The 12,988-nt window shown below is 70.6% G+C and carries 10 protein-coding genes; 2 read left to right on the top strand and 8 right to left on the bottom strand.

Translation table 11 applies throughout. From position 1 onward, the window contains the following. Window positions 1-2,460 carry a DNA helicase PcrA gene (pcrA, locus tag OG965_RS24910; RefSeq protein ID WP_371654272.1) on the bottom strand — a complete coding sequence of 820 codons (2,460 nt, stop codon included), beginning with the start codon at window positions 2,458-2,460 and terminating at the stop codon, window positions 1-3. Window positions 2,461-2,679: 219 nt separating this feature from the next. Here pcrA and OG965_RS24905 point away from each other — a divergent pair, with 219 nt between their 5' ends. Then, window positions 2,680-3,846, top strand: a complete 1,167-nt coding sequence (locus OG965_RS24905) for an NlpC/P60 family protein (RefSeq protein ID WP_371654271.1) — start codon at window positions 2,680-2,682, stop codon at window positions 3,844-3,846. 214 nt (window positions 3,847-4,060) lie between these two features. Here OG965_RS24905 and OG965_RS24900 read toward each other — a convergent pair whose 3' ends face one another. After that, on the bottom strand, window positions 4,061-4,414 hold the full coding sequence (locus tag OG965_RS24900) for a hypothetical protein (protein WP_067163281.1): 354 nt from the start codon (window positions 4,412-4,414) through the stop codon (window positions 4,061-4,063). A 325-nt stretch (window positions 4,415-4,739) separates the two neighbouring features. On the opposite strand from OG965_RS24900, the gene OG965_RS24895 reads away from it, so the two are divergent. Continuing rightward, a complete protein-coding gene (locus OG965_RS24895; protein WP_371654270.1) occupies window positions 4,740-5,819 on the top strand; it encodes an NlpC/P60 family protein in 1,080 nt (359 codons plus the stop codon). Here OG965_RS24895 and OG965_RS24890 read toward each other — a convergent pair. From OG965_RS24890 to OG965_RS24865, 6 genes are all read right to left on the bottom strand, one after another. Beyond that, complete coding sequence (locus OG965_RS24890; RefSeq protein WP_371654269.1) at window positions 5,783-6,919, bottom strand: alpha/beta hydrolase; 1,137 nt, start codon at window positions 6,917-6,919, stop codon at window positions 5,783-5,785. The genes OG965_RS24895 and OG965_RS24890 overlap by 37 nt on opposite strands. A 215-nt stretch (window positions 6,920-7,134) precedes the next feature. Further along, window positions 7,135-8,115, bottom strand: a complete 981-nt coding sequence (locus OG965_RS24885) for a hypothetical protein (protein ID WP_371654268.1) — start codon at window positions 8,113-8,115, stop codon at window positions 7,135-7,137. Window positions 8,116-8,118: 3 nt separating this feature from the next. Beyond that, window positions 8,119-10,392: a hypothetical protein gene (locus OG965_RS24880; protein WP_371654267.1), complete on the bottom strand. Its 2,274-nt coding sequence runs from the start codon at window positions 10,390-10,392 to the stop codon at window positions 8,119-8,121. Window positions 10,393-10,402: 10 nt separating this feature from the next. Beyond that, window positions 10,403-10,861, bottom strand: coding sequence for a hypothetical protein (locus tag OG965_RS24875; protein WP_371654266.1), 459 nt, complete (start codon window positions 10,859-10,861; stop codon window positions 10,403-10,405). A gap of 129 nt (window positions 10,862-10,990) precedes the next feature. Further along, complete coding sequence (locus OG965_RS24870) at window positions 10,991-11,692, bottom strand: LuxR C-terminal-related transcriptional regulator (RefSeq protein ID WP_371654265.1); 702 nt, start codon at window positions 11,690-11,692, stop codon at window positions 10,991-10,993. Further along, window positions 11,689-12,969 (bottom strand): PspC domain-containing protein, encoded by a 1,281-nt coding sequence (locus tag OG965_RS24865; RefSeq protein ID WP_371654264.1) that lies wholly within the window; start codon window positions 12,967-12,969, stop codon window positions 11,689-11,691. Before OG965_RS24865 ends, OG965_RS24870 begins: the two co-directional genes overlap by 4 nt. Between the last annotated feature and the right edge of the window lie 19 nt (window positions 12,970-12,988).

Raw genomic sequence — 12,988 nt, 5'->3', positions numbered from 1 at the left:
TTACAGCTTCTCTACCGGCGCGTACCGCAGCAGCAGCTTCTTGGGGCGCTCGTCCCCGAAGTCGATCGTGGCCTGCGCGTCCGAGCCCGAGCCGGTCACCGACACCACCGTGCCCAGACCGAACTGGTCGTGGGTGACGCGGTCCCCGATGGTCAGCGCGATCACCGGCTTGTCGCTGGTGCGCCGGGTCGCGAAGCCCGAGGGGCCCGAGCGCGCCCGCGAGGAGGACGGTCCCCCGCCCAGGCCCTTGCCCGAGACCGGGCCGGCCGGGGCGGCCATCGGGCCCGTCCGCTTCCAGTCCAGGTGCTGGACCGGGATCTCCTCCAGGAACCGGGACGGCGGGTTGTACGAGGGCTGGCCCCAGGCGCTGCGCATCGAGGAGCGCGTCAGATACAGCCGCTCGCGGGCGCGGGTGATGCCCACGTACGCCAGACGGCGCTCCTCCTCCAGCTCCTTGACCTGGCCGAGCGCGCGCATGTGCGGGAAGACGCCGTCCTCCATGCCGGTCAGGAACACCACCGGGAACTCCAGCCCCTTGGCGGTGTGGAGGGTCATCAGCGTGATGACGCCGGAGCCCTCCTCGTCCTCGTCGGGGATCTGGTCGGAGTCGGCGACGAGCGCCACCTGCTCCAGGAACTCCGCGAGGGTGGGGGTGACCGCGCCCTCGGCCCCTTCGGCCTCGCCGCGCGCCTGCTCGAACTCCAGGGCCACGGCGGCGAGTTCCTGGAGGTTCTCGATCCGGGTCTCGTCCTGCGGGTCGGTGGAGGCCTGCAACTCGGCCAGATAGCCGGTCTGTTCCAGGACCGCCTCCAGGACGACGGCGGGGCCCGCGCCCGAGTCGACGATGGTGCGCAGGTCGTCCATGAGCTGGTTGAAGCGCTTGACGGCGTTGGCCGAGCGGGCCGCCATTCCGTACGCCTCGTCGACGCGGCGCAGCGCCTGCGGGAAGGTGATCTTCTCGCGCAGCGAGAGCGCGTCGATCATCGCCTCGGCGCGGTCCCCGATGCCGCGCTTGGGGACGTTGAGGACCCGGCGCAGCGGGACCACGTCCTCCGGGTTGGCGAGGACGCGCAGATAGGCGAGGACGTCGCGGACCTCCTTGCGCTCGTAGAAGCGCACGCCGCCGACGACCTTGTACGGCAGGCCGACCCGGATGAAGATCTCTTCGAAGACACGGGACTGGGCGTTGGTCCGGTAGAAGATCGCGACGTCGCCCGCCTTGGCGTCGCCCGCGTCGGTGAGCCGGTCGATCTCGTCGGCGACGAACTGCGCCTCGTCGTGCTCTGTGTCGGCCACATAGCCGGTGATCTGCGCGCCCGCGCCCGCGTCCGTCCACAGGTTCTTGGGGCGACGGCTCTCGTTGCGCTCGATGACCGCGTTGGCGGCGGAGAGGATCGTCTGCGTCGAGCGGTAGTTCTGCTCCAGCATGATCGTCGTCGCGTCCGGATAGTCCTCCTCGAACCGGAGGATGTTGCGGATCGTCGCGCCGCGGAAGGCGTAGATCGACTGGTCGGCGTCACCGACCACGCACAGCTCGCCCGGCGCCTCGTCCTGCCCGGCCGGGCCGACGAGCTCGCGCACCAGCGTGTACTGGGCGTGGTTGGTGTCCTGGTACTCGTCGACCATCACGTGGCGGAAGCGGCGGCGGTAGTGCTCGGCCACGTCCGGGAACGCCTGGAGCAGATGGACCGTCGTCATGATGATGTCGTCGAAGTCCAGCGCGTTGGCCTCGCGCAGCCGCGCCTGGTACATCGCGTACGCCTGCGCCAGGGTCTTCTCGAAGCCGTCGACGGCCTGGCCGGCGAAGGTCTCCTCGTCGATCAGCTCGTTCTTCAGGTTCGAGATCTTGGCGCTGAAGGACTTCGGCGGGAACTTCTTGGGGTCCAGGTCGAGGTCGCGGCAGACCAGCGCCATCAGGCGCTTGGAGTCGGCCGCGTCGTAGATCGAGAACGACGAGGTGAAGCCGAGCTTCTTGGACTCGCGGCGCAGGATCCGCACACAGGCGCTGTGGAAGGTCATCACCCACATCGCGTGCGCGCGCGGGCCGACGAGCTGCTCGACGCGCTCCTTCATCTCGCCCGCGGCCTTGTTGGTGAAGGTGATCGCGAGGATCTGGCCGGGGTGGACACCCCGGGTCGCCAGCAGATGGGCGATGCGGTGCGTGAGCACCCGGGTCTTGCCGGAGCCCGCGCCGGCCACGATGAGCAGCGGGGAGCCGGCGTGGACCACGGCGGCCCGCTGGTTCCCGTTCAGCCCCTCCAGAAGGGTCGCCGGGTCGACCACCGGGCGCGGGGCGCCGTCCCGGTAGTACGGGTCGTGGCTCGGGGGTGCGTCGAAACGGCCCTGGAACAGGTCGTCCGGCACCTCCTCCCGGACCGGGCCGTCCTCGGGCGGCGGCGGGTGCTCCTCCTCGGAGGGCTGGAGGTCCGCCAGGAAGCTGTCGTCAAAGAGGCTGCTCATCGTCTACCGAGTCTAGGACCCCGCTCTGACAGCCCGCTGCCGCCTTCGCGGAGACGAACCAACGACTACGGAGCGTAAAGGTCACGGGAACGTATCGGGCCTGTCGGACATCAACCTTCCCAGCGGCCACACGAGTTGGCTAGCGTGCCGCCTCAACGGGGGAACACCCCCGTCCGGGGACCGCCCCCGTCCGGAACGATCCGGAAGGAGGTGTCGGCCTTGCCCTCCCACCGCAAGCCGCGCACCCGCATTCGTACGGCCGCGCCCGCCGTCGGCATCACCACGGCCGCGCTCGCCTCGGTGAGCCTGCTGGCCCAGAGCGCCGGCGCGGCCCCGGGCAAGCCGAAGCCGACCGTCGAGGAGGTCCAGCGCAAGGTCGACGACCTCTACCGGCAGGCGGGCACGGCCACCGAGTCGTACAACCGGGCCAAGGAGGCCACCGACGACCAGCGCGAGAAGGCCGACGGTCTGCTCGACGAGGTCGCCCGGGGCACCGCCCGGCTGAACGACACCCGCCGGGTGCTGGGCAACTACGCCGCCGAGCAGTACCGCACCGGCGGCATGGCCTCCACCGTGACCCTGATGCTCGCGGACGACCCGCAGGCCTTCTTCGACCGCAACCACCTGATGAAGCAGCTGACCGGGCGCGAGGAGCAGGCGCTGCGGGACTTCGAGACCGAGCGGGCGGGCGTCGCGAAGAAGCGCGCGGACGCGGCCCGGGGGCTGGAGCGGCTGACCGCCTCGCAGGAGACACTGCGGGCCGGCAAGAAGGACGTACAGACGAAGCTGGCGGCGGCGCGCACGCTGCTGAGCACGCTGACCGCGCAGGAGAAGGCGCGGCTGGCGGCGCTGGAGGAGAAGAAGCAGGAGGAGGCGCGGAAGAAGGCGGCGGAGCTGGCCGCGCGGCAGGCGGCGGCCCGCAAGGCCGCCGAAGCCGCTGAGGCGGCCGAGGCCGCGAAGAAGCCTCCGACGGGGCCGGGCACGGGGTCCGGTACGGGTACCGGAACCGGCACCGGCACCGGCACCCCGTCCGCCTCCACCAAGGCCGCCAAGGCCCTCGCGTTCGCCCGCGACCAGATCGGCAAGCCGTACGTGTGGGGCGCGACCGGGCCGTCCTCGTACGACTGCTCCGGGCTCACCCAGGCCGCCTGGAAGGCCGCCGGGGTCGATCTGCCGCGCACCACCTGGGACCAGGTCAAGACCGGCACCCGGGTCGCCACGGCCGAGCTGCGCCCCGGTGACCTGGTCTTCTTCTACGACGACATCAGCCACGTCGGTATGTACATCGGCAACGGGATGATGATCCACGCGCCGAAGCCGGGTGCGTACGTCCGCGAGGAGTCGATCTACTACATGCCGATCTACGGGTCGGTCAGGCCCGCTTAGGGCCTGTCCGGCGGATCTGGTCGCCCGCGAAGTGCCTCCGCCTTTCGGTCCTGGTGAGCGGGGTCCTGGTGCGTCCAGCTGCAAGGCGGAGGAGGGCGTCGACGCGGAGCGTCGGCAACCGACGACAACGCCGCAGATGGGCGTGCCAGGACCCCGCGTCCCAGACAAGATCCGCCGGACAGGCCCTAGGCGTGGGCGCGGCTCGCGGCCGCGCTCACGTCCACAGCGTCGCGATGAAGATGTTCGCCACGGTGAGGCCGCCCACCGCGCCGAACAGCGCCTTCTCCACCTTCTCGTCGTCCCGCTTCACATAGACGAGGCCGAGGATGACCACCAGGACCGCCAGCTTCAGGCCGATCTTGGCGGTGTTCACGGAGTTGTCGTCGGCCTGGTTGAGGCCGACCAGGGCCACGCCGGTGACCAGCATCGTCAGCGCGCCGTGCAGCATCGCGGGCACGAACCGCGCGGTCCCGGCACCCATCGCCTTCATCTGGGTCAGAAAGCCTCCGAGCAGCGAGGCGATGCCGATGATGTGCAGGGCGACGAAGACATTGATGAGTACGTCCATGGTTGGGGAGCCTAGCCAGGCCGTATCACGGGGTGGCGGGCAGGTGGGTCCTCGTCAGGCTCCTCGGTCACAGCGGCATCGGGAAGCGGACCCAATCGACGGCGGACCGGTCACATACGGTCACACGACTGCCGGAACAGATCACTTCGCGCATTGCGTCACTCCCCCGTGTCACCCAGGTTTAGCGTCCTCCCCCAGGTGACCGACTCCCCATCGCCGCCCCCTCAAGGGCGGTCATCGGTCGCCAAGCCGAGAGATCCGGCGGCGGGCCGTCCCCCCTGTGCGGTCCGTCGCCGGATGTGCACGGAAGGACGTGAAGGCCCTAGTGGCTGCACACCGAAAGCCCAGGCAGCACCCGCTCACCGGCCCCGCCGCCCGTACCGCGGCGACCCTCGCACTGGCCGGAGCCGCCACCGCCACCGCCTTCGAGGGCTCCGGCCACGCCGAGCCCCGCCTGACCCCGGCCCAGGTCAAGGCCAAGGTGGACAGGCTCTACCAGGACGCGGAGGTCGCCACCGAGGCGTACAACGGCACCAAGGAGAAGGCGGACGACACCCAGAAGTCCGTCGACGCGATGCAGGACGAGGCCGCGCGCAAGACCGGTCGGCTCAACAGCGCGCGCAACGCGCTGGGCTCGATCGCCACCGCCCAGTACCGCACCGGCGGGATCGCCCCCGCGCTCCAGCTGATGCTGTCGTCCGACCCGCAGCGGTATCTGGACGACGCGGCCTTCCAGGAGCGGGCCGGGGACCGGACGGCGAACGCGGTGGCCGGGGTCCGCAAGCAGCTCGCCGAGCTGAAGCGGCTGCACACCTCCGCCGACGGCAGGCTCGCCGAGCTGCGCGACCGGCAGGCCGAGCTCAAGCGCCAGAAGGAGACCATCAAGTCGAAGCTCGACTCGGCGCAGGCGCTGCTCACGCAGCTGACCGCCGAGCAGCGGGCCGCGTACGAGGGCCAGGACGGCGCCCGTACCGACGCGGGCAGCACCGGCCGCGCCGGCCGCTCCTCGGCCCCCGGTGCGCCCGCCGCGCCCGCCGCGCTGCTCCCGGCCCCCAGCGGTCGGGCGGCGGCCGCCGTGGCGTACGCCTACACCGCGCTCGGCAAGCCGTACGTGTGGGGCGCGACCGGGCCGTCCTCGTTCGACTGCTCGGGGCTGACCCAGGCGGCCTGGGGCGCGGCGGGCGTCTCACTGCCCCGGACCACGTACACGCAGATCAACTCCGGCGCCCGGGTGGCCCGTTCCGCCCTGGCCCCCGGCGATCTGGTCTTCTTCTACTCGGGCATCAGCCACGTCGGGCTCTACATCGGCGGCGGCCAGATGATCCACGCGCCGCACCCGGGGGCGCCGGTGCGGCTCGCGCCGATCGATCAGATGCCGTTCGCGGGCGCGACCCGGCCCGCCTGACCGAGCTCCTTGGTGAGCCAGCGGAAGACGTCGGGCACCTGGTGCTCCCAGACGCTGCTGCGGTGGCCGCCGCCGTTCAGCCGGACGACGTGGACGGTGGTCGGGGCCTTGGCGGCCTTCTTCAGGGCCAGGCCGTCGTTGTAGCCGTCGCCCTTGTCGCCGGAGACGAACAGCGAGGTCAGCGGCGGGGTCTTGGCGTTCTTGAGGATCCACAGCGGGTTGGACTCGCGGCGCAGCTTCGGGTCGTGCGCGGTGATCGAGACGCCCTCGGCGGCCGGGTCGTTGTAGCCGGAGAGGTCGACGCCGGCGCGGTAGCGGTCGGGGTGCGCGACGGCGAGCTTGGCGGCGCAGTGGCCGCCCGCCGAGTACCCGGCGACGGCCCAGCCCTCGGGCCCGGTCGCGGCCCGGAAGTTGTCGGTGATCATCTTCCGTACGTCCACGCTGATCCAGGTGTCGGCGTTGACGGTGCCCGGCACATTGGCGCAGCCGGTGTCGCGGCCGTCCAGGAGCGTGGTGCGCGGCGAGACGAGGATGAACGGCGCGACCTCGCCGCGCTGCATCATCGGCGTGAGCTGCCGCTGGGTGTGCAGCGAGCCGAACCAGGCGCCTATGGAACCCGGGTAGCCGGGCAGCAGCTCGACCACGGGGAACGTCTTGTCCTTGTACGCGGGGTCGTTGTACTGCGGCGGCAGCCAGACCGCCACGTCGCCCTCGACACCGGAGATCGCGCCCTTGAGCGTGGTCTTCATGACGCCGTTGCCGACCTTGCCCTTGTACTCCTTGAAGTTCTGCTTGACCTTGGGCGCGGAGGCGGCCTTCTTGCCGCCGGTGCCGTCGGGGCCGAGGTCGGGGGCGGCGTTGACGTGGTTGCCGGTGCCCAGCAGGTCGTCCCAGGTGTCGTAGAGCCCGTTGGCGTTGTTGACCATCACGAAGACGACGAGGACGGCGGTGAACTGGGCGAACAGCAGCATGAACAGCCGCGAGGCCCCGCGCACCACGGCCGGCCCGCCGATCCTGCTCCACAGGAACAGGGGCAGCAGCAGGGCCGCCGCCGCCACGAGGACGGCGGTCAGCAGAAAGGGGGTACCGGTCAGGCTCATCACGGACGGGAAGAGCCGGATGCGTTAACTGGAGTTGCCCCACTTTGCCAGGGCTTTACTCTTCCGGTGCTTGATTCCGCGCCCACCGGCCCCCCGACGACCCCGCTGGGCCGGCGGAAGGCCTGGCGAGGGGGGTGCCGGTCAGGTCGGTCAGGGGCGTCACACGCGGGGAGAGGGGTGACAGGCATGTCCGAGTTGACTGATTTGCCGGGTTTTTACGTTCGTCGCGCCGCCGGGCAGTGCAGTGCGCCCGCGACCGCCGTGGCGAACCGGTCACGCAGGTCCTTCTCCGGCAACAGGCCCGCCGCCTTCCGCTCGGCCGGGTCCCAGGGATACGTGTTGTTGTCGACGGTTGCGTAGACGGGCCCGCCCGGGCAGTCCAGCCGGACCGCGCCGCTGGTGGACAGGCCCTGGGCCAGCAGCGGATCCCGCACCGCCGCGAAACGGGCATACGGACCGCTCTTGTCGCCGGCGAACGACAAGTCGCATATCCAGGCCGTGCCGAGGTCCCCGGTGACCTGCGCGCGGCCGGCACGGCCCTTGTCGCCGGTCACCGCTGGGATCGTGAAGCCCGGCAGCGCACAGACCCGGGCGAAGTCGGCCGGGGAGGTCCGGGCCGAGGCGAGCTCGGTCGGGCGCCCCTCGGCGGCGCAGCCGGAACGGGCGGCGGCGGACTCGGCGGCGGCGGAGAGCAGGCGCACCAACGCCCCTTCCTCCGTCGAACCGCCCGCCAGAGACGCCACAACCGCCACCCTGGCATCCGACTTGTCACTGGGGACACCGGCCGGAATCCGGCACGAGGCAGGCAGCAGCGCCCAGCCGCCGTACCCGTCGACGCCGCCACCGGCCTGTCCGGTGAACAGCCGCTGAGTCGCCGACGCGGTCCAACTCCCCGTCGCGAACGGGAACTTGCTCGGCTCGGCGGCTATCCGGACCGTGACGGAGGCGTCGCCGCCGACCAGGAGGCCCGACTTCTTCACCGTGCACACCGTGTCCGTACCGGAGTCCGACAGCCGTCCGGGTCCGTCGAGCACCCGCTCCACGTCCGAGGACTTCAGCCATCCCCCGCACAGCCTGTCCGGCCCGAACGCATTGGTGTTGAACCCCGTGTGGAGCCCGCCCGCCACCAACACGGCCAGCACCGCGCCGAGCACCCATTTCCTCCCCGCGGAGGCGGAGAACAGCCGGACAGCCACGCGCTACTCCCAACCGAGGTACGCGGCGGCGTCACCCCGGGACGATGTGTACGACTGCTTGGCCTCGCGCCTCATCGACTGCCACGCGTCCCAGTTCGGGTTGCCCTTGCTGTTCGTCTCGTCGTTGATGTCCACGCCGTGGGCGGTGGCCCACTGGTCGATGTAGTTGTACGTGCCGGTGACGCCCGACGAGTACTGGTGGGAGTTCATCTCCTGCGCCTTGGACTGTGCGGCCGAGATGACATCCTTCGACCATTCGTAGGTGCTCGCGTCGATCAGGCGCTGCGCCGTGTCGCCCAGCACCGGCAGGCCGGTCACCGGGGCGCCCGCGAAGTGGTAGGCGTACTTCGCCATGTCGTTGGCGGCCTGGATCTTGCCGCTGCGCTCGTCGAAGATGACATCGGATCCGATGGAGTTCATCGCGCCCATGACCGAGCCCATCTCGCTCGCCGGGTTCTTCCAGCGCTCGTAACCCTCACCGCCGGTATGCGGGGCGTTGGACAACTGGTCGATCGCGTACTGCTGTTGGGTGTCGTACAGCAGCGAGAAGGTCTGCGAGTCCGACGAGGCACCACGCATCACACGCATCAGGGTGCCCTTGCTGACCGCGATTCCCGCGTCGTCGCCCTGGCTCCAGATGTGGTCCAGGCCGTCCGGACTCCCGTACTTCGAACCGCTCTCGGCCAGGATGTGATGGGTGTCCTGGACGTAGTCCGCCAGGGCGTGGCCGATGTTCTTCTGCATGTCGGGGTCCAGCTTCTCGCCACTGAGGCCCGCGTCCAGCGTCGTCAGCATGTTCTGCATGACCCGCGCCTGCGCCGGGGTGTGCGGGCCGGGCGCACCGCCCCGCTCACCGTCGTGCAGCGGCGGATGCCCCGTGGTGGCCGCCTCCAGCGCCGCGCCCAGCCCGGCTCGGCTCGTCGGGTTGTCGTAGTTCGCCACGCCGACGCCCCCGGAGTACGAGTGGTTCGGCCACTGGCGGGTCCCGTCCCCGTGGCCTGCCAGGTACTTGAGGTGGTCGTTGCCGACGTGGTCGGTGCCCGCGCCGTTGCCTGACGGGTCGAAGAAGGCCGTGGCGGCGTCCGGGTTCTTGCCCATCACGCCGAGCAGCGTGTCGATCGGGTCCGGCTCGATGCCCTTGTAGTCGGCGCCCCACACCTTGAAGAGGTTGTGGTCCTTCTTCTCGGCGTCGATCATCTTGTCGCCGAGCGCGTACAGGAACTGGTCGTCGTACTTGGCGTCCGCATGCCCCATGAGGCTGGCCAGCACGTGATAGCCGCTGAGCGGCCGCAGGTTGTCCCCGTAGTTGTGGACCCCCGCCTTCTCCATCCCCTCCATCCACCCCTTGTAGAACTTCCCGTCGGGGCTGTTCAGCCACTCGTTGTACTTGGCCGAGCCCGGCGGCATGTCCGTGACCTTGCCCGGGACCGTCGTCGCGGTGGCCAGGGACGTGGCGAAGCCGCGTTCCAGGGCCGCGTAGTCGTCCTTGTGGGACTTGTCGGAGAGCGACCAGTCGTTCACGTGCTGGGTGAACTTGATCGCGCCGTCCGGGCCGAGGCTCTGGAGCAGGGTCTGGGTGAAGACCGTGTCGTGGGAGTTGTCCCGGAAGAGCGACTCGGCCTCGGCCAGCTCCTCGGGGGACAGCTTCTTGCCGTCGTTGACCTTGTCGGCCAGCTGGATCATGGCCTGGGCCTCGTAGTGCTCCACGTCGCCGCTGGCCTTGGCGTTGAAGCCGTTCCTCGTGTCGTCGAACAGATCGGTGTCGGCGCCGACCGCCTCCAGGGCGATCTTCACGCCCTGGTCGGCGTCGTTCATGGCGGTAACGGCCTGCCCGATGTGCTGCGACCACGAGTTCTCGGTGGTGCGCAGGTCCGGGTCATGGCGGACCGTGTTGGCCTCCGCGGCGCTGACCTTGCTGTAGTCGAAGGTCGCGGCGCCCGTCTCGGAGACCTTCATCCCCGCCTTGACGGCGTCGTCCCGCGCGGACTCCACCCTCTTCTTCAGGTCCACGAACTGGGCGTGGGCGTCACGCAGCAGCGAGGCGACGGCCTTGGCCTCCGTCTGCGCGGCGACGTACTGCGTGTGCGTGGCGGCGAAGTTCGGCCGGGAGTAGAGCGAGGCCTGGCCGGTCCAGGTGCCGTCCAGACTCACGCTCTGGACCTGGGTCCGGTAGCGCTCCTCAAGCTTCTTCAGCTCGCCCGCCATGTCGTCCCACTTGGTGGCGGCCGTGGTGAGCTGCGAGAGGTCGGTCTTCATGATCAGTTCGTAGGTCAGCATTGCGGGACTCCTACGAGTGCGGCGGCGGCGAGACCTGGCTGAGCGAGGACGGTTTGACGAGCGGCCCGAAGTCGTTGCCGACGCCTATGTCGTTGTTCAGGAAGAGTCCGGTCGTGCCGCGCAGCGCGGACTTCTCCCCGGCCAGCCGGCCGAGTAACGCGGTGACCGACTTGCCCCAGGTCTCCTGGGCCTTCGTCAGCCCGGCCGCGGCCGCCCACCCGGCGAAGGCCTTGACCGCCGTCCCGTTCGCCTCGTCCGCCCAGGCGCCGGCCTTCTTCGTGTTCGGCTCGAAGTCGGTCTCTATGTCGTTGGCGGCGGTCTTCTTTCGCGAGGCGCTGGAGTTCAGGTCCTTGTCACCGCCCGGCCCCGACGGCGGAAACGGCCCGTCGTACGCCCCGTCGAGCCGCGTGCCCACCGGCTGCCCCGCCGCTGCCGCCTTGCTCGACGCCCACTCTTCGTCAAAGCCCATGGACGACCCCTCCCCCGTGTCCGACGATCATCTCGCATCGTAACTACCGTGCAAGGAGCGCACGTTGAGTTTTGACGCCGTCCTGACAATCCCGGTTCCCGCACCCCTCCCCCCGGTCGACCGGCCCCCTCAGACCAGCCGTCGAGCCGTCGCCCAGCGCGTCAGCTCATGGCGGTTGGACAGCTGGAGCTTGCGCAGCACCGCCGAGACGTGCGACTCGACCGTCTTCACGGAGATGAACAGCTGCTTGGCGATCTCCTTGTACGCATAGCCGCGCGCGATCAGCCGCAGCACCTCCCGCTCGCGCTGGGTGAGGCGGTCCAGGTCCTCGTCGACCGGCGGCGCGTCCGTCGACGCGAAGGCGTCCAGGACGAAGCCCGCGAGCCGCGGCGAGAACACCGCGTCGCCCTCCTGGACCCGGAAGATCGAGTCGACCAGGTCCGTACCCGTGATCGTCTTGGTGACGTAGCCGCGGGCGCCGCCCCGGATCACCCCGATCACGTCCTCCGCCGCGTCCGAGACGGACAGCGCGAGGAAGCGCACCGGATTCTCCGCGGCCGCCATCAACGGGGCCGAACGGCGCAGGACTTCCACACCGCCGCCGCCCGGCAGATGGACGTCGAGGAGGACGACCTCCGGCCGGGTCGCCGTGATGACCGTGATCGCCTGGTCCACGTCGGCCGCCTCCCCGACGACCTCCACGCCCGTCTCCTCGGTACGGCCGATCTCCGCCTGGACACCCGTGCGGAACATGCGGTGGTCGTCGACCAGGACGACCCGCACCCGCCGCTCGGCACCGCTCTGGGTTCCCTGGGTCTGCTCCGTCGTCATCCGTCCGCCCTCTCCATCTCCAACTCGACCTCGGTGCCCCCACCGGGCACCGAACGCAGCCGCGCCGTTCCGCCGTTGCGCTGCATCCGGCCGATGATCGATTCTCGTACGCCCATGCGGTCGTCCGGCACCGCGTCCAGATCGAAGCCGGGGCCCCGGTCCCGTACGGACACGAAGACCGTACGGCCCTCGACCTCCGCGAAGACCTGGACGGCGCCGCCCTCGCCACCGTACTTGGCGGCGTTCACCATCGCTTCGCGCGCGGCCTGCATCTGTGCGGACAGCCCCTCGTCGAGCGGGCAGTCGCCGACGACCACGACCTCCAGCGGCACACCGTGCTTGTCCTCGACCTCGGCCGCGGCCTTCTTCACCGCCTCGGCCAGGGTCTCCGGCTCCTCCGACTCGTCCTTGCCGGTGCCCCCCGGCTTGTAGAGCCAGGCCCGCAGCTCGCGCTCCTGGGCGCGGGCGAGCCGCCGCACCTCGCCCACGTTCTCCGCGTTGCGCTGGATCAGCGTGAGGGTGTGGAGCACCGAGTCGTGCACATGGGCGGCGACTTCGGCGCGCTCCTGGGCGCGGATGCGCATCAGGCGCTCCTCGGAGAGGTCCTGGGTCATCCGGACGAGATAGGGGCCCGCCAGCAGGGCTATACCCGCGATGACCGCGAGCGCCGCCGTCAGTACGTTGCCGAGCTGGGCGGCCGAGCCGCGCACCACCACGAACCCGGTGAAGCCGGCGCCGACCAGCGCCACCCCGGCCAGCCCCCGGGCCAGCGGCAGCAGTCGGCTGCGCCGGGCGCCCTCGGTCCAGCGGGCCCGCCGGGCGTTGTCCGCCTGGCGCCACACCAGGACCACTCCGGCGCCGACCAGCAGCGTCGGCCAGATGTACGGACTGGCCCAGCCGCCCACGTTCACATTGCCCGCGAAGATCGCCGCGCCGATGCAGAGCGCGATCAGGGCGACGACCTGGCCCTTGTCGGGCTTGCGCAGCCGTCTGCGGCCGTCGGGGCTGACCTCGAACGCCGAGCGCGGCTCGGCGGCCGTGCCGCCCAGGCCCAGCGGCACCACGAACCAGAACACCGCGTACAGCAGCGCCCCCAGCCCGTCGATCATGAACAGGCCGAGGAAGACGATCCGCACCCAGACGACCGGCAGCCCGAGGTGTCCGGCGAGGCCGCGCGCCACGCCACCGAGCATCCGCCCCTCGGCCGAGCGGTAGAGCTTGCGCACGGGGGGTTCGTCGGCCTCGGGGGGCGCGGTTCGGGAAGCGGCGACTGGCATGGACCGATCGTCACACGTC

Origin of the sequence: Streptomyces sp. NBC_00224 (genome assembly GCF_041435195.1) — a bacterium.
GTDB lineage: Bacteria > Actinomycetota > Actinomycetes > Streptomycetales > Streptomycetaceae > Streptomyces.
The sequence above is the reverse complement of the archived record's forward strand: the minus strand, read 5'-3'. Positions and strand labels throughout refer to the sequence as shown.

What these genes read in the sequence shown, in the direction of transcription:
- pcrA (WP_371654272.1), bottom strand. Translation starts at nt 2,460, where the DNA reads ATGAGCAGCCTCTTTGACGACAGCTTCCTGGCGGACCTCCAGCCCTCC.
- OG965_RS24900 (WP_067163281.1), bottom strand. Translation starts at nt 4,414, where the DNA reads ATGGACGTACTCATCAATGTCTTCGTCGCCCTGCACATCATCGGCATC.
- OG965_RS24890 (WP_371654269.1), bottom strand. Translation starts at nt 6,919, where the DNA reads ATGAGCCTGACCGGTACCCCCTTTCTGCTGACCGCCGTCCTCGTGGCG.
- OG965_RS24880 (WP_371654267.1), bottom strand. Translation starts at nt 10,392, where the DNA reads ATGCTGACCTACGAACTGATCATGAAGACCGACCTCTCGCAGCTCACC.
- OG965_RS24875 (WP_371654266.1), bottom strand. Translation starts at nt 10,861, where the DNA reads ATGGGCTTTGACGAAGAGTGGGCGTCGAGCAAGGCGGCAGCGGCGGGG.
- OG965_RS24870 (WP_371654265.1), bottom strand. Translation starts at nt 11,692, where the DNA reads ATGACGACGGAGCAGACCCAGGGAACCCAGAGCGGTGCCGAGCGGCGG.
- OG965_RS24865 (WP_371654264.1), bottom strand. Translation starts at nt 12,969, where the DNA reads ATGCCAGTCGCCGCTTCCCGAACCGCGCCCCCCGAGGCCGACGAACCC.